The 23,305-nt window shown below is 69.6% G+C and carries 25 protein-coding genes; 14 read left to right on the top strand and 11 right to left on the bottom strand.

The window, feature by feature from the left end:
- Positions 1–127: 127 nt before the first annotated feature.
- Genes ACQPZZ_RS04210 through ACQPZZ_RS04195 form a run of 4 tightly spaced genes read right to left on the bottom strand, consistent with a single transcriptional unit; the run spans position 128 to position 3,807 of the window.
- Entirely contained in the window at positions 128–2,059 is a 1,932-nt protein-coding gene (locus ACQPZZ_RS04210; protein ID WP_432929111.1) for an NADH-quinone oxidoreductase subunit 5 family protein, read from the bottom strand.
- Positions 2,056–2,439 carry an NADH-quinone oxidoreductase subunit NuoK gene (gene nuoK, locus ACQPZZ_RS04205; RefSeq protein ID WP_432934280.1) on the bottom strand — a complete coding sequence of 128 codons (384 nt, stop codon included), beginning with the start codon at positions 2,437–2,439 and terminating at the stop codon, positions 2,056–2,058. The genes ACQPZZ_RS04210 and nuoK overlap by 4 nt, the downstream gene beginning before the upstream one ends.
- A gap of 43 nt (positions 2,440–2,482) precedes the next feature.
- The gene (locus ACQPZZ_RS04200) at positions 2,483–3,022 is read right to left on the bottom strand and encodes an NADH-quinone oxidoreductase subunit J family protein (protein WP_363645659.1); all 540 of its coding nucleotides are present in this window, start codon (positions 3,020–3,022) and stop codon (positions 2,483–2,485) included.
- Positions 3,019–3,807 (bottom strand): 4Fe-4S binding protein, encoded by a 789-nt coding sequence (locus tag ACQPZZ_RS04195; RefSeq protein WP_432929108.1) that lies wholly within the window; start codon positions 3,805–3,807, stop codon positions 3,019–3,021. Before ACQPZZ_RS04195 ends, ACQPZZ_RS04200 begins: the two co-directional genes overlap by 4 nt.
- A 463-nt stretch (positions 3,808–4,270) precedes the next feature.
- Here ACQPZZ_RS04195 and ACQPZZ_RS04190 point away from each other — a divergent pair, with 463 nt between their 5' ends.
- From ACQPZZ_RS04190 to ACQPZZ_RS04175, 4 genes are all read left to right on the top strand, one after another.
- On the top strand, positions 4,271–4,987 hold the full coding sequence (locus tag ACQPZZ_RS04190; protein WP_432929106.1) for a ComEA family DNA-binding protein: 717 nt from the start codon (positions 4,271–4,273) through the stop codon (positions 4,985–4,987).
- A 100-nt stretch (positions 4,988–5,087) separates the two neighbouring features.
- Entirely contained in the window at positions 5,088–5,348 is a 261-nt protein-coding gene (locus ACQPZZ_RS04185; RefSeq protein WP_432929104.1) for a hypothetical protein, read from the top strand.
- Between the two features lie 24 nt (positions 5,349–5,372).
- Entirely contained in the window at positions 5,373–7,358 is a 1,986-nt protein-coding gene (locus ACQPZZ_RS04180) for a hypothetical protein (protein WP_432929102.1), read from the top strand.
- A complete protein-coding gene (locus ACQPZZ_RS04175; RefSeq protein ID WP_432929100.1) occupies positions 7,355–7,696 on the top strand; it encodes a hypothetical protein in 342 nt (113 codons plus the stop codon). Before ACQPZZ_RS04180 ends, ACQPZZ_RS04175 begins: the two co-directional genes overlap by 4 nt.
- Positions 7,697–7,702: 6 nt before the next feature.
- Here ACQPZZ_RS04175 and nuoH read toward each other — a convergent pair whose 3' ends face one another.
- The 4 genes from nuoH to ACQPZZ_RS04155 are packed head-to-tail and all read right to left on the bottom strand — an operon-like array spanning position 7,703 to position 10,133.
- Positions 7,703–8,656 (bottom strand): NADH-quinone oxidoreductase subunit NuoH, encoded by a 954-nt coding sequence (gene nuoH, locus ACQPZZ_RS04170; RefSeq protein ID WP_432929098.1) that lies wholly within the window; start codon positions 8,654–8,656, stop codon positions 7,703–7,705.
- A gap of 13 nt (positions 8,657–8,669) precedes the next feature.
- Positions 8,670–9,200: an NADH-quinone oxidoreductase subunit C gene (locus tag ACQPZZ_RS04165; protein WP_432929096.1), complete on the bottom strand. Its 531-nt coding sequence runs from the start codon at positions 9,198–9,200 to the stop codon at positions 8,670–8,672.
- The gene (locus ACQPZZ_RS04160; protein WP_432929094.1) at positions 9,197–9,715 is read right to left on the bottom strand and encodes an NADH-quinone oxidoreductase subunit B; all 519 of its coding nucleotides are present in this window, start codon (positions 9,713–9,715) and stop codon (positions 9,197–9,199) included. Before ACQPZZ_RS04160 ends, ACQPZZ_RS04165 begins: the two co-directional genes overlap by 4 nt.
- 46 nt (positions 9,716–9,761) lie before the next feature.
- On the bottom strand, positions 9,762–10,133 hold the full coding sequence (locus ACQPZZ_RS04155; protein ID WP_363645644.1) for an NADH-quinone oxidoreductase subunit A: 372 nt from the start codon (positions 10,131–10,133) through the stop codon (positions 9,762–9,764).
- A gap of 106 nt (positions 10,134–10,239) precedes the next feature.
- Here ACQPZZ_RS04155 and ACQPZZ_RS04150 point away from each other — a divergent pair, with 106 nt between their 5' ends.
- The 4 genes from ACQPZZ_RS04150 (at position 10,240) to ACQPZZ_RS04135 (ending at position 14,469) form a co-directional block, all read left to right on the top strand.
- Positions 10,240–10,317: a putative leader peptide gene (locus ACQPZZ_RS04150; protein ID WP_363645885.1), complete on the top strand. Its 78-nt coding sequence runs from the start codon at positions 10,240–10,242 to the stop codon at positions 10,315–10,317.
- A 186-nt stretch (positions 10,318–10,503) separates the two neighbouring features.
- Positions 10,504–12,348, top strand: a complete 1,845-nt coding sequence (locus ACQPZZ_RS04145; protein ID WP_432929091.1) for a 2-oxoacid:acceptor oxidoreductase subunit alpha — start codon at positions 10,504–10,506, stop codon at positions 12,346–12,348.
- Complete coding sequence (locus ACQPZZ_RS04140; protein ID WP_432929089.1) at positions 12,341–13,426, top strand: 2-oxoacid:ferredoxin oxidoreductase subunit beta; 1,086 nt, start codon at positions 12,341–12,343, stop codon at positions 13,424–13,426. The genes ACQPZZ_RS04145 and ACQPZZ_RS04140 overlap by 8 nt, the downstream gene beginning before the upstream one ends.
- Positions 13,427–13,554: 128 nt before the next feature.
- A complete protein-coding gene (locus ACQPZZ_RS04135) occupies positions 13,555–14,469 on the top strand; it encodes an NAD-dependent epimerase/dehydratase family protein (protein ID WP_432929087.1) in 915 nt (304 codons plus the stop codon).
- A 3-nt stretch (positions 14,470–14,472) separates the two neighbouring features.
- Here the strand turns inward: ACQPZZ_RS04135 and ACQPZZ_RS04130 are convergent, their stop codons facing one another.
- Positions 14,473–15,282 carry a 2OG-Fe(II) oxygenase gene (locus ACQPZZ_RS04130; protein ID WP_432929085.1) on the bottom strand — a complete coding sequence of 270 codons (810 nt, stop codon included), beginning with the start codon at positions 15,280–15,282 and terminating at the stop codon, positions 14,473–14,475.
- Between the two features lie 149 nt (positions 15,283–15,431).
- Between ACQPZZ_RS04130 and ACQPZZ_RS04125 the strand changes: the two genes are divergently transcribed.
- From ACQPZZ_RS04125 to ACQPZZ_RS04100, 6 genes are all read left to right on the top strand, one after another.
- The gene (locus ACQPZZ_RS04125; protein WP_432929083.1) at positions 15,432–16,343 is read left to right on the top strand and encodes a glycosyltransferase family 2 protein; all 912 of its coding nucleotides are present in this window, start codon (positions 15,432–15,434) and stop codon (positions 16,341–16,343) included.
- A gap of 116 nt (positions 16,344–16,459) precedes the next feature.
- Positions 16,460–17,776, top strand: coding sequence for a nucleotide sugar dehydrogenase (locus ACQPZZ_RS04120; protein ID WP_363645632.1), 1,317 nt, complete (start codon positions 16,460–16,462; stop codon positions 17,774–17,776).
- Complete coding sequence (locus ACQPZZ_RS04115; RefSeq protein ID WP_432929080.1) at positions 17,766–18,947, top strand: glycosyltransferase family 4 protein; 1,182 nt, start codon at positions 17,766–17,768, stop codon at positions 18,945–18,947. Before ACQPZZ_RS04120 ends, ACQPZZ_RS04115 begins: the two co-directional genes overlap by 11 nt.
- Positions 18,944–19,780, top strand: a complete 837-nt coding sequence (locus tag ACQPZZ_RS04110) for a glycosyltransferase family 2 protein (protein WP_432929078.1) — start codon at positions 18,944–18,946, stop codon at positions 19,778–19,780. Before ACQPZZ_RS04115 ends, ACQPZZ_RS04110 begins: the two co-directional genes overlap by 4 nt.
- Positions 19,781–19,790: 10 nt before the next feature.
- Positions 19,791–20,339, top strand: coding sequence for a dTDP-4-dehydrorhamnose 3,5-epimerase family protein (locus tag ACQPZZ_RS04105; protein ID WP_432929076.1), 549 nt, complete (start codon positions 19,791–19,793; stop codon positions 20,337–20,339).
- Entirely contained in the window at positions 20,336–21,223 is an 888-nt protein-coding gene (locus ACQPZZ_RS04100; RefSeq protein ID WP_432929074.1) for a hypothetical protein, read from the top strand. Before ACQPZZ_RS04105 ends, ACQPZZ_RS04100 begins: the two co-directional genes overlap by 4 nt.
- Here the strand turns inward: ACQPZZ_RS04100 and ACQPZZ_RS04095 are convergent.
- Complete coding sequence (locus ACQPZZ_RS04095) at positions 21,186–22,565, bottom strand: O-antigen ligase family protein (RefSeq protein ID WP_432929072.1); 1,380 nt, start codon at positions 22,563–22,565, stop codon at positions 21,186–21,188. The genes ACQPZZ_RS04100 and ACQPZZ_RS04095 overlap by 38 nt on opposite strands.
- A complete protein-coding gene (locus tag ACQPZZ_RS04090) occupies positions 22,565–23,269 on the bottom strand; it encodes a hypothetical protein (RefSeq protein ID WP_363647986.1) in 705 nt (234 codons plus the stop codon). Before ACQPZZ_RS04090 ends, ACQPZZ_RS04095 begins: the two co-directional genes overlap by 1 nt.
- Positions 23,270–23,305: the final 36 nt, after the last annotated feature.

Below are 23,305 nucleotides of genomic sequence, written 5' to 3'. Positions count from 1 at the left end.
ACGAGGCCCGGGGGCGAACCGCTCGCGGGGCTCGCGTTCCGCGCGGGGCGCCTCATGTCAGCACCACCGCCGCCACCGCGAACGGCATGAGACCCGCGGGCGGGGCTCACGTTCCGCGCGGGGCGCCTCATGTCAGCACCACCGCCGCGACCGCGATCACCACGAGCCCGGCGAGCAGCCCGGTGACATAGAGCTGCGCGTTGCCGTTCTGGGCGAGCCGCACCAGGCCGGACAGGCCGAGCGTCGCCCGGCCCGAGCCACGGACCGCGCCGTCCACCACCCGCGCGTCCGTGCGGACCACTCCCCTGGCCAGGCGCAGGACGGGCCGGGCGACCAGCGCCGCGTACGCCGCGTCGACGTGGAAGGCCCGCTCACACGGCACCCTGAACGGGCCGAGCAGCCGGGCCGGGTCCTGCTCCGGCGCGGCCCGCCACAAGGCGTACACGCCCCCGGCGCCGAGCAGCGCGACGGCGAGACTGACGGCGGCCGCCCCCCACTCGACCTCCGCGCCGGCCGCCACACCCGCAAGGCCGAGCAGCAGGGCCGGCACGGCCAGCACCCCGGCCGGCCACAGCATCGACGGGGGCGCCTCCCGGCCGTCGAAGACGTACGCCACGCCGGGTGGCGGCTCCGCGAGCGGCTCGATCCGGGCGGGACCGAAGAACGTGCGCAGCCAGGCCCGGGCGGCGTACGCCCCGGTCACCCCCGCGGTCAGCAGCGCCGACGCGTACACGAACGGCTGAGCCGGTCCCGCCCCGTGCTCGATCGCCGAGATCACCGCGTCCTTGCTGAAGAAGCCGCTCGCCGGCGGCAGCCCGGCGAGCGCGGCGAAGCCGATCGTCATCGTCCAGAACGTCACGGGAAGGGCCGTGCGCAGCCCGCCCATGTGGCTGATCAGGTTCGACCCGACGTGGTGGATGACCAGTCCCGCGCACAGGAACAGCAGGGCCTTGAACGCGCCGTGCGACACCAGGTGGAACATCGCCGCCCGGTCGGACCCGGCGGCCAGGGCGGCGGCCATGTAGGCGAGCTGGCTGATCGTCGAGTAGGCCAGCACGCGCTTGAGGTCGTCCTGCGCCAGCGCGGCGAGCGCGGCGCCCAGCATGCCGACGGCCGCGACCACGCCGAGCACGTCGAGCGTGGGCGGCGCCGCGAGGAAGGCGGGGTAGAGCCGGGCGACGACGAAGATGCCCGCCGCCACCATCGTGGCCGCGTGGATGAGCGCGCTGATCGGAGTGGGGCCGGCCATCGCGTCGGGCAGCCAGGTCTGCAGCGGCACCTGCGCGCTCTTGCCCGCGACCCCGGCGAGCAGCAGCAGCGTCGCGGCGATCAGGACTCCCCGCGGGATGTCGGCGCGCAGCACGTCGTCGATCCTGAAGCTGCCCGCCGCCATGCCGAGAGTGAAGATCCCGAACAGGAAGCCGACGTCACCGAGCCGGGTGACCAGGAACGCCTTGACCGCGGCCCGGGAGTTCGCCCGGTCCTCCCACCAGTGCCCGATGAGCAGGTAGGAGCACAGGCCCATGATCTCCCAGCCGACGTAGAGGACGATCAGGTCCCCCGCGTAGACCACCAGCAACATGGCGCCGGTGAACAGGCTGACGAACGCACTGTAGGACGGGTAGCGGGGTTCGTCCCGCATGTACCCGACCGAGTAGACCTGCACCGCCAGCGCGACCACGACGACCAGGATGCCCGCGAGCACTGACAATCCGTCGGCCCGCAGAGTCAGGGAGATCGGCACCGACCCCGTCTCGACCAGCGTCAGCGTGCCCTCGGCCCGCCCGGGGAACAGCTCCGACCAGAACCGCCCTCCTGACACCCCGGTTCCCGCCGCGAGGGAGACGGCGAGCCACACCGTGAGCGCCGCCGACACCGCGCCCGGTGCGATCGCGAACCACGCCGCCCGCCGGTACACCGCCCGTTCCGTACCGGTTTCCAAGTCACGCACGCGCGCGTCACGGGGACGCGGATCACGAAGACCGAGGCGGGTCGCCAGCAGCCCGGCCGCGGCGGCGGCGAACGGAAACAGGATGATCAGAGCCGTCACGGCGGTCACGGGGCGCCCTCCCCGTCCGCAGGCTGTACGGCGGACCCCGCCGGGCGTTCGGATCCGGGTCCGGACGCGGGCGGAACCTCGGCGAGCGCCCGCAACCGGTCGACGTCGACGGTCCGCCTCGTGCGGAAGACGGCCAGCACGATCGCCAGCCCCAGGCCCACCTCGGCCGCGGCGATCACGATGACGAACAGCGTCAGCACCTGGCCGCCGTGCAGGCGGTCGCCGAGCCATACGTCGAAGGCCACCAGGTTGAGGTTGACCGCGTTGAGCATCAATTCGACCGACATCAGCACGAGGATCGCGTTGCGCCGGGCCAGCACGCCGTACACACCGATGGAGAACAGCAGGGCGGAGACCACCACCGGATAGACGACGTGCACCTCGCTCACCGCCTCAGTGCCGTGGGCCTGGTCGATAACGACGTCATTCCCGCCCCCTGATATCGGTACGGGACAGGACGATCGCACCGATCAGCGCGGCGAGCAGGAGCACCGACAGCGCCTCGAACGGCAGCACCCAGACGCGGAAGACGCTCGCTCCCAGGGGTTCGGCCGCGCCCTGCCCGGGGTGAAGCGGCGCGTACGCCGCGCGGAAACCGGTGACGACGACGGTGACGAGCACGGCGGCCGTCGCGACGGCGACCAGCGCGGCGGCCCAGCGGTTGCCGGAGTCGAGGCCGGAGGAGGGCCCGATGGGCGCGCGGGTCAGCATGATGCCGAACAGCAGCAGCACCACGACCGCGCCCACGTAGATCAGCACCTGCACCCAGGCGACGAACTCGGCGGTCAGCACCAGGTAGCCCCCCGCGAGCGCGCCGAAGCAGACGACCAGCCACAGCGCCGCGTGGACGAGTTGCCTGGTCGTGACGACCAGCAGGGCCGAGCCGACGACGACGGCGCCGAGCAGCAGGAAGACGATCTCAGGCCCCGAGGGCGGCCACAACCCCGGCGCCTGGGAGGTCATCGCTCCTCCTCGGGCCCGTCCTTCTTGTCCGGCGCCGAACCCGCCTTCTTGGGCAGCGAACCCGGCGGCCGGATGGAGCGGATGTCGCGCATGGCTCTCGGCGGCTCACGCCGCGGACGGCTCTCGGGAGTCTCCGATGGTTCCACGGCCGGTCGCCGCGGGGTCTCCCGCACGGTGTCCCGCACGGGCTCGCGCACCCCGTCCTCCGCCGTCTCCCGCCCAGCGCTCTGCGGCGTTTCCTGCGGCGTGTCCCGCGCCGTTTCCTGCGCCGTTTCCTGCGCCGTGGACGCGCCCTCGGCCGCTCCCTTCACCGCTGCGGACGGCGCCGTACGGCGGGCGGGCGACGGCCGGGAACCGGCCGACAGTTCCTTCGGCGACTCCGCGCCGACCTCGTGGGCCGGTGGGGGCGGCACGGTGGCCGCCCACTCGCCCAGCCTGTCCTTCTCGTGCAGGAGGTCGCGGATGTCGTATTCGGCGTACTCGAACTCGGGCGACCAGAACAGCGCGTCGAAGGGGCACACTTCGATGCAGATGCCGCAGTACATGCACAGCGAGAAGTCGATCGCGAAGCGATCGAGCACGTTGCGGGCACGCGGACGGCCGCCCTCAGGTGCCGGCAGGGTCTCCTTGTGGGAGTCGATGTAAATGCACCAGTCGGGACACTCGCGGGCGCAGAGCATGCAGACCGTGCAGTTCTCCTCCACCAGGGCGATCACGCCCCGGCTGCGGGCGGGCAGGTCGGGGTGGACCTCCGGGTACTGCTGTGTCTCCGACTTCCGCAGCATGTGCCGCATGGTCACAGCCAGTCCCTTGGCCAACCCTTCTCCTGGAATGCGCGCCACAGGTTCATCATCGCGCACTACCGGCGATGAGTGAACGCGCTCCAGACGTTTTCCACACCGTCCACACGCTAATCCCCAGGGTTATCCACAGGATCCGGGGAGAAGAGGGAAGCACGAACACTCACAAATACGTATCGTCTGGAACATGAACGGCTATGGCGGGCCGGAAGGTAACCCCTCCGGACCACAGGGACCGCAGGTGCCCTCCAGACATCCGTCGTCGCAGCCACCCCGGGGACGTCGGGCGCCCCAGGGTCCGTACGGGCAGCAGGGCCCCTACGAGACCTATCCGCCGCCGCCCCCGCACCCTCCCGCGCCGCCGCACGCGCGGCCACCCGTACGGCCGCCGGCCGCCCCGCCACGGCCCGCGCAACCACGGCCCGCACAGCCGCACCAGCCTCCATCCGTGCGGCCACCGTTCGCGCAGCCGCAGGTTCCCCCACCCGCGCCTCCGCCGATGCCGTCACCCCCGCACCGGCCTTCCAGCGCCCCCAGCTTCCTGTGGGCGCTTTCCCCGCTGTACACCTGCGGCTTCGGCACCCCCTTCACCATGCTGTACGCAGCCATCCGCAAGCGCAGCGTGTGGTACGGGGCGGCCGCCGCCGGATACGCCACGGCCACCGGTGCGTGGATCTACCTGTCCGAGATCTACGACGACATGGATGCCCCCGCCCTGGCGTCTTTCCTGATGGTCATCTGCATGCTGACTCCGTGGCTTTTCGGCACCGTGCACTCCCTCGCGGTCAGGAAGCAGGTCTTCGAGGACGCCGCGCCGTACTCGCCGGCGAACGAGCAGGCGCTCGCGATGGCGCAGTATCGCCGCGGCCTGCGAGAGCAGGCCAGGGAGCTGGCGCAGCACGATCCGGCGATGGCGCGCGAGCTGCGGATCGGCCGGCCCGACCTGCCCCGGCAGTACGACGACGGCGGCCTGGTCGACGTCAACCGCGCCCCTGCTGCGGTCATCGCGAACCTGCCCGGCCTGACGCCCGCGCTCGCCGACCAGATCGTGCGCGTACGCGACCAGGTCGGCGGTTTCGTCTCGGCCGAGGACGTCTCGGCCGCCGCGTCCCTGCCCCCGCACCTCACCGCCGACCTCGCCGAATACGGAATTTTCCTCCCATAGTCAGTCGGTAATCCCGATTGTCGTCGCGCATATCCCTGGCTGAGCCATCGGCGTTTCCTTAGGCTTCAAGGTGCGTCAGCCGTGACAGCGGGAGGGCCCAGTGACGTCATCCGAGATCGCCGAATGCAGGGCGGACATGGCCGCGGCCGCCACCGCCGTGCGGGAGATCCTCCAGGCGCTCAGCGCCGTCCCCGCCGTGTTCGGTGACCACACCTGGCAGGGCCCGTCGGCCGACCGCTGGGCGACCGGTTGGAACGCCAGAAGGACTCAGCTCACCAGGCTGTTCGACGCCGTGCTCGCCGAACAGCCGCACCTGATCGCCCGTGTGGAGGAGGCGGAGCGCCGCAAAGCCGCCTCGTAGGCCACCGCACCGGGAAGGATCGCCGTGGGGGAGTTCGTCGGAGTCGATCCCGAAAACCTCAAGGAGCTGACCAGACGACTGGAACAGCTTCATGAGTTGCTGGCCCGGCATAGTCCGCTCATACAGCAGAAAATGCAGAAATGGGGGAGCGAAGTCGCGGTCACCTCGTTGCCCGGCCTCATCGCCGCCGCGCTCGACGACGTCCGCGACATGGACGCCCGCACGACCAGGGCGTACGAACTGGCGAGGCAGCAGGGCTGGAGCGCGCTGGTCCGTGCGCCCGGCATACCCGGCCTCACCTACAAACGGCCACCCAACGTACGGCTGGACTGGGAGGCGACGGGGCAGAGCGGATACCAGGGCAAGCGGGATGCGGAGACGCTGACCGCCGCCCTCGCGGCCAAGGACCCCCAGGACGCGCGCCTCGCCCTCCTGGGACTGCCGGACAGTCTGCGGCGACACCTCGCCGACAAGGACTACCAGGCGGCCTTCTGGGCGGGGGCGGGCCCGCTCGCGCTGCGGGCCGCCCGCGCGCTGTACGAACGGGCGGGTGGCGCCCTGTTCAGCGCGGAGAGCCTGAGCGTACTGCGGGCGCTCGGGGCGTCCCTGGCCGCCGCCAGTCAGATGCGCGTCGGCACGGGCAAGGACCGCCGCCCGTTACTGCCCGCCGCGACCCGCGCCACCCTCACCGGGAGCTCCGACCCCTGGTCGGTCGGAATGCTCGTGAAGTACGGCCCCGAGGGCAGGTCGTGGGACTCTCGCCTGCTCGCCGACCTGACCCGTGCCATGCTCGACGCCCGCGCCGCCGGCAAGACCATCTGGCCGCCCGCCCGCGGCAAGCTGGAGACCGACGTCGACGCCTCACGTCACCAGCAGCTTATGGCGGACTACGACGCCGTGGGGGCCGTCCTCCAGCGGGCGGCGGAGAACGGGATGGCCGCCCGGCACGTGCTCGGCGATCCGGCCACCGGCCTCAAGTACGCCCGCATGCTCGTCAGCGACTCCTGGCATACCCCCGGCTACGACCCTGGCCCCTTCCTGAGCTCATACGTACACCCGGGCGGCATGCTTCCGCCCACCGGCCAGGTGGACCTTTCGGCGCCCACCGCGGCCTTCCTCAAGGCCGCCGTCTCAGCCGAGCGCGGCACCTCCGTGGACGCCAAGGAGTCGGCCTGGTCCGTCGTTCACATCGCCCAAGCCACCGCCGACTTCTCCAAGCTTCACCCGCAGACGGTGCTGCCCAGAGAGATCCGGCACGCGCTGATCTACACCGCCGACCGCTACCTCCCCGATTTCGCCGCCTCGGCAAGTCATGAATTCACCGCATCCATCGCGATGCAGAGAGGCGAGGATGCCGCAAATCCCTGGGCTCCTGTCGTACGGCCGGCCGAATTGGAGGCTCTGTTCGGGCAGGCACTGCAGGAACCGAAAGAGTTCGGTGCTTACAAGGGAAAGATGGACGGACGTATAAGCGTTGCCGTCGCCGCCACAATCAAGGACCCCTCGGATCAGAATTACCTACGAGAGATGGGCGGCCTCTACGGCATGATCCAGAGGATTCAGGGCGACCACCACTTCGCCGAGGAACAACTGAAGGACGATCAAGCTACCCGCACGCAGACGGCGATCTCGATAGTCAGCGGAGGCTTCGGCGCATTGAGCTTCAGCAATGCATTCGGCCCGGGAACGATCACGCAGATCCTCGTCGCCCTGGCTGCCCCGCCGCTCAACGCCATGTTCGACACCGACTTCGCCCTTCAGGCGTATAAGAGCAACGCGGACGACTTTCGTGCTCAAGTCCTGCATGTCGAGGCGCCAGTACTACAGGGATTGATACTAGCCGGCGCGATCACCCCGCCCGACGATGCAAGCTGGGTGAAGAACGGCGTTGTCATTCGCACCGCGGCGATGGCCGACTGGATCAGCCGGCACTCCGACACGAGGTATTTGGGAAAGACTTTCACGGAATGGGTAAAAGAGGCGCAGGACGCCATGAGGTTACAACAATGATCAGGCGTCATCTGGCCGGCCTCCTGGCCGTCGCCGTCTGCACCCAGATGCTGGCGAGTTGTACGCGGAGAGAACCGCCCACTTCACCTGAGGCAGGTGAAGCAGAACGGCGCGGCCAGGCTCTCGTCGCCGTCGTCCAATGCTTCGTGGACCACAATGTGCTGGCGCGGAGCGAGGCGGAGAACCATTCATGGTTCGAGAACGGCAAGGTGCAGCAGACTGCGGCCCTCGTGGACTGGGCGAGCAGCCACGCGGAAACCAGCTTCAGCGGGAAGACACTGCAGGTGTGGGAGGACGAGGCGACGGCGGGGTGGCCGGGGTGGAGGTGCCCGTTGTGAGGCCGCTCAGGCGGTGAGGACCCTGACGACTCCGGTGAGGGCGAGCTGGAGGAGCGCGAGGGGCACCAGGACGGTCCAGGCGAACCTCTGCAACTGGTCCTCACGCAGCCGGGGATAGCTGACGCGCACCCAGATGACGACGAAGGCCAGTGCGAAGACCTTCAGGAGTGTCCACACCGGGCCGGGCAGGAGGGGCCCCTGCCAGCCGCCGAGGAACAGCACCGTGGTGAGGGCGGAGAGCACCACGATCCCGGCGTACTCGGCCAGCATGAACAGGGCGAAGCGGAATCCCGCGTACTCCGTCATCGGGCCCATGATGATCTCGGACTCGGCGATCGGCATGTCGAACGGCGGCCGGCGCAGCTCGGCCAGCCCTGCGACGAAGAACACGAAGGCCCCGATCGCCTGCCAGGGAAGCCACCACCAGCGCCATTGCCCGGCGATGCCCTGCAGCGACAACGTGCCCGCGGCCATCGCCACGCTGGAGGCGGCGAGCACCAGCGGCAGCTCGTACGACATCAGCTGGGCGGCGGCCCGGATGCCGCCGAGCACGCTGTACTTGTTGGCCGACGCCCACCCCGCCATGATCGCGCCGAGCACGCCGACGCCCATCACCGCCAGCACGAAGAACAGCCCGGCGTCGAGGTCCACGGCCGCCAGTCCGGGGCCGACCGGGATCACGACCATCACGACGAGGTACGGCACGAGCGCCACCGCCGGGGCGATCGCGAAGATCCGCCGGTCGGCCGCGGCCGGGATGACGTCCTCCTTCTGGGCGAACTTGACGCCGTCCGCGAGGAGCTGCGCCCACCCGTGGAAACCACCGGCGTACATCGGCCCGAGTCGCGACTGCATGTGGGCCATGGCCTTGTGCTCCATCTGCCCGACGATCAGCGGCAGCAGCAGGAATGCCGCCACCACGACGATCAGCCGGACCGCGACGTCGAGCACCTCGGCCATGTGGCGGCCCCTCTCAGGATGACGCCCAGTCGGGTGGCACGCCCGGGGGCGACATCCGGCGGCGGCTCGGCGAGCCGTGGCCGGACTCCCCCGGTTCCTTCGCCCCGGGCCACGCCTTGGCTACCCGGGCGGCCAGCACGAAGTCCTTACGCAACGGGTGGCCCTCGAAACCCTCCGGCAGCAGCAGAGGGCGCAGGTCCGGGTGGCCGTCGAAGACGACGCCGAACATCTCGTACGTCTCCCGCTCGTGCCAGTTCGCCCCGCGGAAGACGCCGGTGGCTGTCGGCAGGCGGGGGTCGGCGCGCGGGACCCGGGTGCGTACGAGCAGGTGCGCGAACGCGACCGGATCGAACACGTGGGCCACGACGGCGAACGCCTCGGGCGGCTCGTCCACGGCGGTCAGCCAGTCGAAGAACTCGAATCCGGCCGAGCGTGCGAACGCCAGCGCGCCGGCCCACTCGCCGGGGTCCACGTCGAGCACGTCCTGGCCCAGGGAATCGGTGACGCGGGAGCCGTACCGCTCGCGCACGACCTCGATGCTCATGCGTCCGCCTCCGGCCGGTAGCGGTCCTCCAGCGTCTCGGCGGCGATCTTCTCCTGGAGCTTCATGATGCCGTGCAGCAGCGCCTCGGGGCGGGGCGGGCACCCGGGGACGTACACGTCCACGGGGATGATCTGGTCGACGCCCTTGGTGACGCAGTAGGAGTCCCAGTAGGGCCCGCCCGAGTTGGAGCAGGCGCCGAACGAGATGACGTATTTGGGGTCGGGCATCTGCTCGTACAGCCGTCGTACGGCGGGAGCCATCTTGTCCGTCACCGTGCCCGACACGATCATCAGGTCGGCCTGCCGGGGACCGTTGGCGAACGGGATCACTCCGAAGCGGATGAAGTCGTGCCTGCTCATCGACGTCGCGATGAACTCGATGGCGCAGCAGGCCAGCCCGAAGTTGAAGACCCACAGGGAGTAGCGACGGCCCCAGTTCAGCACGAACTTCATCGGCTTGGGCGCCAGCCGGGACACCGGCCCCACCGTGGGCATCGGGAGATCGTTCACGGGCATGCGGTCACCGCCATGCCGTCCATTGTCCTCTCCCGTGCCGGCCGGGTCACGTCCAGCCCAGCACTCTCTTGCGCCAGGCGTACAGGATGCCGAGCGCGATGAACGCGAGGAAGACGAACATCTCCACCAGCGTCGTCATGCCGTACCCGGGGGCGGCGAAGACGGTGGCCCAGGGGAAGAGGAACACCGCGTCGACGGCGAAGACCACGTAGAGATAGGTGAAGACGTAGTAACGGATCTGCGACTGCGCCCAGCCCTCGCCGACGGGGTCGACCCCGCACTCGTACGTCGTGAGCTTCTCGGGGGTCGGCCGGCTGGGACGTAACAAGCGGTTCACGAACAACCCGCCCGCGAAGATCGCCACGCCGACGAGGAAGAGGACGACGACCACGGCATATGAGCCGAAATATCCACTCATAGCGCCTCCCAGATCTCGAGGATAACCCCGGCACGATCTCAAGGGCTGAACACCTGACGGTCACATCCGAGTCCCCCGCATATAGTTGAGGATCGTGACCCGAATCATGCTCGTCGCCCGCTTGCACCTGGACCTGTGCCGGCTCGCGTCGGGCCTGTGTCGCCCGGATGGTTCGCGAGGCTGACGGTGCGCCGCCCCCCGGCGGCCGAGGCACCAGCGGGAACGCGCCACAGGCGCGGAAAGTCCCGGTAGAACGCACGTCAAGTGCACGTCTACGAACAAACCAGCGTGACCCCGATGGATCTAGCATGGACATGACAACGTGCCACCAGCAGGCAGGCCTGGGCGCGTCAAGGAGGACTGAGGAGCTGTGACCAAGCAGGTTCAGCAACTCGACCGCGTGATCATCCGGTTCGCGGGTGACTCCGGCGACGGAATGCAGCTCACCGGTGATCGGTTCACGGCGGAGACGGGCCAGTTCGGCAACGACCTGTCGACGCTCCCCAACTTCCCGGCGGAGATCCGCGCTCCCGCCGGCACCCTGCCCGGGGTGTCGAGCTTCCAGTTGCACTTCGCCGACCACGACATCCTGACCCCCGGTGACGCGCCCAACGTGCTCGTCGCCATGAACCCCGCCGCGTTGAAGGCGAACCTCGGGGATCTTCCCCGCGGCGCCGACATCATCGCCAACACCGACGAGTTCACCAAGCGCAACCTGTCCAAGGTGGGCTACGACGGCAACCCGCTCGAGGACGACTCCCTCAAGGAGTGGCGCCTGCACGCGGTGCCGCTGACCTCGCTGACGGTCAAGGCGCTCGAGGGCTACGACATCTCCAAGAAGGACGCCGAGCGGGCCAAGAACATGTTCGCGCTCGGTCTGCTGTCGTGGCTGTACAACCGGCCGACCGAGGGGACGATCCAGTTCCTCGAAGCCAAGTTCGCCAAGAAGCCGGAGATCGCCAAGGCGAACATCGCGGCCTTCCAGGCGGGCTGGAACTACGGAGAGACGACCGAGTCCTTCTCGGTCTCGTATGAGATCAAGCCGGCCACGCTCCGGCCGGGCACCTACCGGAACATCTCCGGTAACCAGGCCCTGGCGTACGGGCTCATCGCGGCGTCGGTGCAGTCGAAGCTGCCGCTGTTCCTCGGTTCGTACCCGATCACCCCGGCCTCCGACATCCTGCACGAGCTGTCCAAGCACAAGCGGTTCGGAATCCGGACGTTCCAGGCCGAGGACGAGATCGCCGGCGTCGGCGCCGCCCTGGGCGCCGCTTTCGGCGGGTCGCTGGGCGTGACCACGACCTCCGGCCCGGGCATCGCGCTCAAGGCCGAGACCGTGGGCCTCGCGGTGACCACGGAGCTGCCGTTGATCGTCGTGGACGTGCAGCGGGCCGGGCCGTCGACGGGCATGCCGACCAAGACCGAGCAGACCGACCTGCTAATGGCGTTGTACGGCCGCAACGGCGAGTCGCCGGTGCCGGTGCTGGCGGCGGCCACGCCGTCGGACTGCTTCACCATGGCGGTCGAGGCGGCACGGATCGCGCTGAAGTACCGCACCCCGGTCATGCTCCTGTCGGACGGCTACCTCGCCAACGGCTCTGAGCCGTGGCGCATCCCGGACATCGACGAGCTGCCTGACATCTCGATCCAGTTCACCACCGAGCCCAACGGCGAGGACGGGACCTACCTCCCGTTCAAGCGCGACCCGGAGACGCTGGCCCGCCCGTGGGCGGTGCCCGGCACGGCGGGCCTGGAGCACCGGATCGGCGGCATCGAGAAGGCCGACGGCACCGGGAACATCTCCTACGACCCGGACAACCACGACACGATGGTCCGGCTGCGCCAGGCCAAGATCGACGGCATCGACGTGCCCGACCTGGCGGTCGACGACCCCGACGGCGACGCCCGGGTGCTCGTGCTCGGCTGGGGCTCGACGTACGGGCCGATCGCGGCGGCGGCCCGCCGGGTGCGCGCGGCCGGGCACAAGGTCGCGCAGGCGCACATCCGTCACCTCAACCCGCTGCCGGCCAACACGGGCGAGGTGCTGCGCTCCTACGACAAGGTGCTGCTGCCCGAGATCAATCTCGGCCAGCTCGCCATGCTGCTGCGGGCCCGCTTCCTGGTCGACGTGATCAGCTACAACCGGGTGCGCGGGCTCCCGTTCAAGGCCGCCGAGCTCGCCGCCGTCATTCAGGACGTGATCGAAAGTGACTAGTGCTGAACTGCCCGCCTCCGGCAGGACCACCCTCAACGGCAAGGGCCTGGCCCTCATCCCCCGTACGGACGCCAAGCAGACCCTGAAGGACTTCAAGTCCGACCAGGAGGTGCGCTGGTGCCCGGGCTGCGGTGACTACGCGATCCTGGCGGCGGTGCAGAGCTTCCTGCCCGAGCTGGGCCTGCGGCGCGAGAACATCGTGTTCGTCTCCGGCATCGGCTGCTCCTCGCGCTTCCCGTACTACCTCAACACCTACGGCATGCACTCGATCCACGGGCGGGCGCCGGCCATCGCGACCGGTCTCGCCGCGTCCCGGCCGGATCTGTCGGTGTGGGTCATCACCGGAGACGGCGACGCGCTGTCGATCGGCGGCAACCACCTGATCCACGCGCTGCGCCGCAACGTCAACCTGAACATCCTGCTGTTCAACAACAGGATCTACGGCCTGACCAAGGGGCAGTACTCCCCGACCTCCGAGATCGGCAAGATCACCAAGTCGACGCCGATGGGGTCGCTGGACAAGCCGTTCAACCCGATCTCGCTGGCGATCGGTGCCGAGGCCGGGTTCGTCGCCCGGACCATCGACAGCGACCGCAAGCACCTGCAGAGCGTGCTGCGCCAGGCCGCCGAGCACCGCGGCGCCTCGCTGGTGGAGATCTACCAGAACTGCAACATCTTCAACGACGGCGCCTTCGACACGCTCAAGGACCCGGCCACCCGCGACGAGATCACCGTCCGGCTAGAGCACGGGCAGCCGATCGTGTTCGGCACCGGCGACAACGAGCGTGCCGTACGGCTGTCGCGCACGGGCGGCGTCGAGGTCGTGCGCCGCGCCGAGGTGGCCGACAGCGAGATCCTCGTACACGACGCCCACAACCCCGACCCGTCCCTGGCGTTCGCGCTGTCGCGACTGGACGAGCCGGCGTTCCAGCACGTGCCGATCGGCGTCTTCCGCTCGGTCGACCGGCCTGCCTACGATCACCTGCTCAACGAGCAGCTCGAGGCGGCCACGGCCGACAAGGGCGCCGGCAGCCTCGCCGGCCTGCTCCACGGCGGGGACACCTGGACCATCGGCTGAGCACGAATCAATCAGGGAAGGGACCGGCCTTAGGGCGGGTCCCTTTTCCTATTACCGGCCCTGAATCTGCTGGAGATCGTCAACCGCCGGCGTCATCAGGCCGTCCCCCTGTGGTGACAGATCATCACATGACAGCGCCGGAAGAGTCGCGGTGGACGGGAAGGAAGGTCCTGGTCACCGGAGCGGCCGGGTTCATCGGATCCCGGCTCTCCCTGCGCCTGACCGCGCTGGGCGCACAGGTGCACGGCGTCAGCAGACGGAAGATCGCGGACGACACGTGCGTGTGGCACACCGCGGACCTGACGGACGCCGAGGGCACCACGGAACTCGTCCGCTCCGTCCGGCCGGATGTGGTCTTCCATCTCGCCGCCGAGGTGAACGGCTCGCGCGGCACGGAGACGCTCGTGCCCACACTGACCAATACCGTGGTGGGTTCCGTCAACCTGCTCAACGCCGCGCACAGCCTCGGTGCCCGGGTCGTCATGGCCGGCTCCGTCGAAGAGGCCCGGCCGGAGCTGGGCGAGACGCTGACCTCGTCCCCGTACGCCGTCGCGCGGTGGGCCGCGACCGGGTACGCGCGGCTGTTCCACCAGCTGTGGGGTCTCCCCGTGACCGTCCTGCGGATCTCGATGGTGTACGGTCCCGGCCAGCCCGACACGACCAAGGTGGTGCCCTACGTCGCGCAGTGCCTGCTGCGCGGCGAGGAGCCGTCGCTGACGGCGGGAAAGCGGCGCATGGATTGGGTGTACGTGGACGACGTGGCCGAGGCCCTCGTGCTCGCCGCTGAGAGGGAGAACGCGGTCGGCCGGGTCTTCGACATCGGCACAGGCGACGGCATCGCCGTACGGGACATCGTGACCAGGTTGTACGAGCTGGCCGGCAGCACGGCGACGCCGCCGTTCGGCACACGGCCGGAGCGCGTCATGGACGTCGAACGGTTCGCCCACGTCGAGGAGGCCGCCGACGTGCTGGGCTGGCGCGCGACGACGCCCGTCGACGAAGGACTCAGGCGCACCCTGGAGTGGTACGGCCGGCGGCTGTGACGCTCACTCCCGCTTGTCGCGGCCGAACAGCTCGACGAGGGCAGGCGGGGTCCAGCGCTTGGCCACCTGCCTCGCGTTGAACGTCCATTTCTCACCCGGCCGCTCCTTGAACAGAGTCGAGTGGTCCGTGGTGATCTCTTCTTCGGGACGGCCGTTGGTGTAGTAGTACAGCGCCATCGATCGCCGGGCCCGATCCTCGGGACAGGTCAGCGGGTCGGGGTGCCCGTGGTTCGCGTCGTCCGTCGTGGCGAACAGCACGAACCTGTTGAAGACCGGCAGGATTTTGTGCTCGCAGGCGGTCATGTCCTTGTTCCACAACTGCAGGTGCCCGCCGTAGCTCTCCTCCCAGTCCTTGTTCAGGTACAGCAGGCCGTTCAGCCGCCGGTCGAGGTTGAGCTTGCGGCTCTTGTTGAAGTCGGCGTGCACCTTGAGGAAGCCGCCCGGGCGGATCTGGTGCAGACCGCCGCCTTCCAGATGAGGATCGGACACCAGGTGCGTGATACCGGTCAGCCGTTCCAGGAACTCGACGAACACGCCCCCGTTGAATTCCGCGAGCAGCGACCTGGTCGCCGGGCCCATCCTCTCCGTGTCGGCCAGGGCGAGTTTGATCTCGCGCGCGTCGTCGAACCGCTGCCAGCTCGCATCGCGAGGCTCGGGAAATTCGGCCAGGACGGGTTCCAGCACGCTCGGCGGCAGGAAGTCATCGATCACCACGTGCCTGAACGGCTTGGCGTTGAAGAATTCCTCCCGCAGCCGATCGGCGACGGGGAACAATTCCTCGCGTGTGAAGGTGAACGACTGAACGTCCCGCATACCGCTGACCCCCTCTGATTCTGCCGATCCCACTGGTGTGCATATCGTGACGGAGAAGTCCGGTCGTTACATCGGAAAAGATCGGCCCCCAGAGGGCTAGCATTCGGCGTGGCCGGAATGTTCGTCGGAGCCCTGCCTCGGAGGCCCGCATGCCAGGCATCCCCAGAATCGCCGTCGTGATCGTCACTTACAACAGCGCGAAAATCCTCGGAGCATGCCTCGACTCGCTCCCGGCCGGAGCGCGGGGCGTCGACCTGCGGGAGATCGTCGTCGCGGACAACGCCTCCAGGGACGAGTCGACGGCCATCGCCGAGCGAGCCGGGGCCACCGTGGTGCGGGTGGGCAGGAACGCCGGGTACGCCGCCGCCTTCAACGCGGGTGTGGCCGCCCTGGATCTGCGGCGGCTCGACGCCGTGATGATCCTGAATCCCGACTGCCGCCTGCGGCCGGGCTGTCTGGCCCCGCTCGCCGCGGCTCTCGGCGAACCGGGCCTCGGCATCGCCGCGCCGCGTCTGCTGAGCGTGGACGGCCACACCCATCCCTCGCTGCGCCGGACCCCCAGCGTACGGCGGGCGTGGGCGGAGGCTCTGATCGGCGGGCGGCTTGCCGGTCGCGTGGCCGCCCTCGGCGAGGTGATCACCGATCCCGCCGTCTACGAGCGGCCGGGGCCGGCCGACTGGGCGACGGGCGCCGCCCTCCTCATGTCCGTGCGGGCGCTTGCCGACGTGGGGCCGTGGGACGAGTCCTTCCTCCTGTACAGCGAGGAGACCGAGTACGCGCTGCGCGCCGCCGACCGGGGGTGGCGCCTCTGGTACGAGCCGTCCGCGGTGGTGGAGCACATCGGCGGCGAGGCCAAGGTGAACCCCATGCTGGCCGCGCTGCTGACGGTCAACAAGGTCAGGTTGTTCCGCAGGCGCCGTGGCCCCGTCTCGTCGGCGGCCTATTACCTGGCCGTGGTCCTCGGTGAGAGCATCCGCGCGCTGCGCGGGCGGCGTCCTGCACGCGAAGCGGTGGCGTGGCTGCTGCGCCCCTCACGCCGCATCAGCGCGCTTCCCGACTGAAGAGCCATATCGACCGAAGAACCAACCAAAACGTCTATTAAACCACGCCCGTAACGATCGACGCCACCCACGCGACTACTGGGGGGACTGACTGTCGTGACGGAGGGGGCTTCCCCGTGAGGATCAGCGTGTTCGGGCTCGGCTATGTCGGCTGCGTGTCGGCCGCCTGCCTGGCATCGCGAGGCCACCAGGTGATCGGCGTCGACGTCAACCCCGTGAAGGTCGACCTGATCAGGCGGGGCCGGGCGCCGGTGGTCGAGGAGCGCATCGGCGAGCTGACCGCCCAGGTCGTCGCTTCCGGCGCGCTGCGTGCCACCACCGACGCCGCCGAGGCCGTCAGGTCGAGCGAGCTCTCCCTGGTCTGCGTCGGCACTCCCTCCGCGTCCAACGGCAGCCTGACCACCGCCTACCTGGAGCGCGTGGCCGAGCAGATCGGCGAGGCGCTGGCGGACCGGCGGGACTGGCACACCGTGGTCTTCCGCAGCACGATGCTGCCGGGCACCACGGCCTCGGTGCTCGTGCCGATCCTGGAGAAGGCCTCGGGCCGCACCGCGGGCGTGGACTTCGGCGTCGCGGTCAACCCCGAGTTCCTGCGTGAGGGCACGAGCGTCAAGGATTTCTTCGACCCGCCCAAGACCGTCATCGGCGAGCTCGACCCCACCAGCGGGGACGTGCTCGCCGGCCTCTACGAAGGGCTGCCTGGACCGGTGTTCCGGGTGCCGGTCACCGTCGCCGAGATGACGAAGTACGCCGACAACTCGTTCCACGGCCTGAAAATCGCCTTCGCCAACGAGCTCGGCGCCGTCTGCGCCGCTCTCGGGGTCGACTCCCATCAGGTGATGGACGTGTTCCTGGCCGACACCAAGCTCAACGTGAGCCGCGCCTACCTGCGTCCGGGGTTCGCCTTCGGCGGCTCGTGCCTGCCCAAGGACCTGCGCGGCCTCGTCTACGCCGCCCGCCGGGCGGACGTCGCGGTGCCGCTGCTTTCGCATGTGCTGCCCTCGAACGAGGAACACCTGCGCCGGGCCTTCGACCTGGTCGCGGCGACCGGCAGGCGCCGGATCGGCCTGTTCGGCCTGTCGTTCAAGCCCGGCACCGACGACCTGCGCGAGAGCCCCCTGGTCGAGCTCGCGGAGCGGCTCCTCGGCAAGGGCTACGACCTGCGCATCTACGATGCCAACGTCTCGATGTCCCGCCTCATCGGGGCCAACCGGGACTACATCGCGAGCCGCCTGCCGCACCTGGGCGAGCTGCTGTCCAACTCCGTCGACGACGTGCTCGCGCACGCCGAGGTCTGCGTGGTGGGATGCGACGATCCCGCCGTTCTGGACGCGCTCGGCGACTCCGGAGACAAGGAGATCGTCGATCTCATCCGCCTGCCCGACGCCGGAGAGCGTCGCCGACACCCGGGATACACAGGACTTGGCTGGTAAGGCACTCATTCTGGTGGAGAACCTGTCCGTGCCGTTCGACCGGCGCGTGTGGCAGGAGAGCCTCGCGCTGCGCGACGCCGGCTGGGAGGTGCACGTCATCTGCCCTCGGGGCGCCAGGCGCGACACCGAGCCGTACGCGGAGATCGGCGGGATCAGGATCCACCGGTATCCGCTCAGGGCCGCCACCGGCGGCCCTGCCGGCTACCTGCGGGAGTACGGCTCCGCGCTCTGGCACACCTACCGGCTGGCCCGCCGGATCGGACCGGTCGACGTGATCCACGCCTGCAATCCGCCGGACCTGTTCTTCCTTATGACCAAGCTGCCCGGGTCCCGGGGTGCCCGGTTCGTGTTCGACCAGCACGACCTGGTGCCCGAGCTCTATCTGTCGCGGTTCCGTCGAGGTGAGGACTTTCTCTACCGCCTCGTGTGCCGCCTGGAGCGGGCCACCTACCGGGCGGCCGACATCGTCATCGCCACCAACGAGAGCTATCGGGAGGTCGCGCTCACCCGCGGCGGCAAGCGCCCGGAAGAGGTCTTCGTGGTGCGCAGCGCACCCGCCGTCGAGCGGTTCCACGAGGTCCCGCCGCGGCCGGAGCTGAAGAAGGGCAAGCCGCACCTGCTGTGCTACCTCGGCGTGATGGGCCCGCAGGACGGCGTGGACTACGCGTTACGCGCCCTGGCGAAGCTGCGGGACGAGCAGAACAGGACCGACTGGCACGCGGCCTTCGTCGGCGCGGGGGACGCGTTCGACGACATGGTCCGGCTCTCCCGTGACCTCGGCCTGGCGGACTTCGTCGACTTCACCGGCCGCATCCCCGACGAGGACCTCCTCCACTACCTCTCCACGGCGGACGTGTGCCTGTCACCCGACCCGCTCAATCCGCTCAACGACGTCTCGACGATGAACAAGGTCATGGAGTACATGGCGATGGCACGCCCGATCGTCTCCTTCGACCTGCGCGAGGCGAAGGTCTCCGCGGGCAAGGCGGCGCTCTACGCGCCGCCGAACGACGAGTCCGAGTTCGCCAAGCTCGTCGCCCTGCTCCTCGACGACCCGGAAGAACGCCGGCGTATGGGAGAGCTCGGACGGGCCCGGGTCGCAGGTCCGCTGTCGTGGGAGAACTCGAAACAGTCGCTCATCGCGGCGTACGAGGCGGCACGGAGCCGGTGAAGCCGATCGCGAGCGTCGTGATCCCGGCGTTCAACGAGGAGCCGGCGCTGGACCGCTGCCTGGGGCCGCTGCTGGCCGGAGCGGCGCCGGGCGAGTTCGACGTGGTCGTCGTCCCCAACGGGTGCACGGACGGGACGGCACGGGTCGCACGGCGGCTCGGGGCGAGGGTCGTGGAGACGGCGCGGCCGGGCAAGGCGAACGCGTTGCGCCTGGGCGACGCGGCCTGCTCGGTGTTCCCGCGCATCTACCTGGACGCCGACGTGCTGCTCGACACCGGGTCCGCGCGGGCCCTGGTGGCCGCGCTTGAGGAGTCCGGCGCGGCGGCCGCGGCGCCCGTTCCGGTCTGGGACCTGTCGGGCGCCGGCCGTACCGCCCGGCGCGTCCACCACGTCCATGAGCGGTTGCTGGGACCGCGGCGCGCGCTGGCGGGCGTCGGCGTGTACGCACTGAGCCGGGCCGGGCACGCACGGGTGTTCCCGATGCCCGACGTCGTGGCCGACGACGAGCTGGTGCACCGCAGCTTCGGCCCGCACGAGCGCGTGGTGGTGGCGGAGGCGCGCTCGGTGGTGCGGCCGGCCCGCACGGTGCGGGCGCACCTGCGCCGGCGCGTACGGGTCCGGCTGGGCAATCGCCAGCTGACGGAGCTGGGCCTGCCCGCACCCGAGGGAAGGCTCGGATTGCGCGCCCTCGCCACGCTGGTCACGTCGCGGTCCGTGAGTCCCCTGGACGCCGCCTGCTACCTTGCCGTCCTGCTCGCCGACCGCGCGCTGACCCGCAGGCGGTCGGCGCGCCCGGCCGCGATCGCCTGGTCGACCGACTCGACCAGCAGGTGAAGGGAAGCGCATGCACGTGCGACACATGGGGCTCGACGGAGTGCTGTTGTTCGTCCCCACGCCCCACCGGGATGATCGCGGACTGTTCACCCGCACCTTCGACGCCCGGCTCGCGGCCGAACACGGACTCGACCCGAACTCCTTCATCCAGGACAGCCAGTCCCGCTCGCGTCTGGGGACGGTACGGGGCATGCACGGCAGATCGGGGCAGGGCGAGGCCAAGCTGGTCCGCTGCGCGCGCGGGGCGATACTCGACGTGCTCGTGGACGCCCGGCCCGGCTCCCCCACGTTCGGCGAACATCTCACCGTGCGGCTGGACGACGAGTCGTTCCACACCCTGTACGTCCCGCCGGGGTTCCTGCACGGCTTCCAGGCGCTCACCGAGCAGACCGACGTCTGCTACCGGATCGACCGGGAGCACGACCCCGCCGAGGATCTCGCCGTACGGTACGACGATCCCGACCTCAAGATCGACTGGCCGCTGCCGGTCAGTGCGATCAGCGTCCGGGACCGGTCGGCGGGTTCGTGGACGGAGCTCCGGGAACGCCTGTCGCGATGAGATCGTCACTCCTGTGGGCCGTCCCTCTCGCACTGCTCGCGGTCGCCGCCTGCACCCCGGCGTCCCCGGAGCGCACCCCGCCGGCCGTGCCGTCCCCTCCGGCGACCTCCGTCTCCCCCGTGAGCGGATGCTCCGGCTACCCCACTCCGGCGTGTACGGGCGCGCCCAAGGGCAGGCAGCTGAAGACGCTCCGCCCCAACTTCTACGGTGCTTATCGGGTGACGCAGGACGGGACGGTGCTGGACGGCGTGCACGTCCCCGGCACACTCCTGATCACCGCCAGGAACGTCACCGTCAAGAACAGCCTCATCGACGGCGACGTGAAAAACGACTACGACCGGAAGATCTACCCCTTCACGATCAGTGACTCCACCGTCGGCCCCGAACACGGCTGCAACCAGAGCGTCGGCATCTGGAGCGCCCAGTTCACCGCCACCCGCGTCCACGTCCGCAACCACAGCGACGGCTTCAGCGTCTCGGGCGACGACGTCGTCATCCGCGACTCCTACGTCGTGCTCTGCTCACGCCCCGGCGACCACTCCGACGGCATCCAGACCGTCGGCGCCGGCCACGGCCTGATCTTCGACCACAACACCGTCGACCAGCGCTACGCCCCCCAGCACACCGCACCGGTCTTCCTCGTCGACGCCAACACCGGCGTCCAGGTCACGAACAACCTGCTCGTCGGCGGCACCTACACCATCAGGGTCAGAGCCGCCCGCGGCGCCGTCGTCCGCGGCAACGCCGTCGTCGACAAATCCTGGGACTACGGCCCCTCCGAGTCCGACTGCTCGAAGACGACCTGGGCGGACAACCGGCTGGTCACCATCGACGACGACTACAACGTCACGAGCACGGTAGGGCCTCTGAAGTGCGCGGGCTGAGAGCCCTGGCCGCGTTCTCCCGTTTCACGACGCGCAGCAGGGCTCCCGCCGCGCCGAGCTGGAGGAACATCAGGTTGGTCGCCGCCGGGTAGGAGAGCTGATCGAAGGTGATCGAGCAGACCAGCGGAACCAGCAGCGGCCCCGTCATGGACAGGGCGAGGTCCCGCAGCACCGGGTCCGAGGTGAGGCGCCTGGCCCGCTGGACGGCGTAGACGCCCGTCGCCAGCAACGCCAGGAACGCGGCCACACCGACGATCCCCGACTCGACCAGTGTCAGCAGGTACTGGTTGTCGAAGACCTGGTGCTTGGGCGCGTACCAGGTGGCCAGGCCGCGGCCCAGCCACGGATGGCGGAGGAACTCCGCCAGCGCGTTGGGGTAGTCGTGCACGCGATACCGGATGCTGTCGTCGGAGCCGAATCCGGCGAACAGCCGGTAGAACGTGCTGAGCACACCCGGCATGAGGATCTGGACCAGCACCAGGAACCCGAGCACCACGCCGAGAGCCCGCAGGCGACGCCGCGCCGGCCAGCCCGCCATCAGGACGACGCCGACCGTCGCGAGCGCGATGATGCCGGTGCGCGAGACCGAGTAGGCCAGTCCCATCGCGATCATGGCGGTGCAGAACCACCATCGCCGCGGCGAGTCGCCCCGATCCCGCGCGTGCAGGGCGTAGTGCACGGCGATGGGCAGGATCATGACCGACACCACGGCGAACTCGATGGGATGCCCGAGGGTGGCGGCGACCCGGTTCAGGTCGTCCCTGGCGAGGACGTTGGCCGTGCCCTCCACGGAGTTGGCCTGCAGGAAGGGCAGCGTCATGTAGCGGGTGAGGTCGAACTCCAGGACGGACTGGAACCCGCCGACGATGGAGACCACGACACCGGCGACGATGATCCCCTTCATCACCAGGTCGAGTCTGCGCCGGTTGGCGATGCCGTCGCACACGCCGAGGCCGAGGCCGATCCCGCCGACCAGGACCACCAGGCCGTGGTCCATCAGGTTGAGCTCGTCGCCCGGCAGATAACCGAAGGCGGCGTGCCCGTAGACCGCCAGACTGGCGGCGAGGTAGGCGAACAACCCGGAACGTACGGGATTGCGCCCCTTGCTCGCGCCGAGTGTGGTGGTGGCCTGGCCGAACAGCCACAAAAGCCCCGCCAGGAGCCCTGCCAGGTCGGCCGGCGTCACCGACAGGGGCAACCCGCGCAGGATCGTACGGGCCGGGACGCACAGCAACGCCACGACCGCGACGACCGCCACGGTCGCGCTGTCGGCCGCCTGGAAACTCTCGCGGAGGGGTGGTGGTGCGGCATGCGTCGCCTCCCCGGCGGTGGAGACGGTCATCAGACCGTCTGCTCCGCCTTCGGCGCGGCCTCGGCCGGCGCGTGCGGATACCGCCCCGGCCCCGGAGTCCGTCTTCCGCGGGCGCGACGGTGAGTCATGAGGCTTTCCACGCCGAAGGCGGCCGTGAGGCTGCCCATGAAGCTCAGGGCGACCGCCGCCCCCGCCGCGCGGCTCCTGCTGCCCTTCTTCGCCTCGGGCGTGGTGGGCTCGACGACGTGCGTGATGGTGAGGAAGGTCGTCGGCGGCGCCGCGACGGCCTTCTGGCGCTGGACCAGTTCGATGTCGGCCTGCGCCATCACCTTGGCCACCAGCGCCTTGGCCGTGCCCGGGTCCGGCGCCTCGGCCTCCACGAAGACGAACGGACCGCTCATCATCAGCTCGGGGTTGGTGCTCCCATTGGTGACCTTGTATTCCACGTCGCCGCCCGGCGGCACGCCGAGCCGTTCTCCCGTTTCCGGCGCGCTGAGCGCCTGAATGAGCAACGACGCCGTCATGTTGAGGCCGTAATCGAAGGTGACCAGGGGATTCGACAGGGGATTGGACAGCCGGGGATCGTCGGGAACGGTCGCCCCGGTGGTGGGAATCGTGATCAGCATGACCGCTTGAGAGGTGTAGGTCACGGGGATCCGGGTGTAGACGAGAAATGAGGCGCCGATACACAGGACGAAGGTGGGCAGCACCACATACCATCTCCGAAACAGCACGAGGACTGTGCCCCACAAGTCCATCCGATCCCTCCC

The sequence above is a fragment of the Microbispora sp. CA-135349 genome, assembly GCF_050947365.1.
Lineage (GTDB): Bacteria > Actinomycetota > Actinomycetes > Streptosporangiales > Streptosporangiaceae > Microbispora.
The sequence above is the reverse complement of the archived record's forward strand: the minus strand, read 5'-3'. Positions and strand labels throughout refer to the sequence as shown.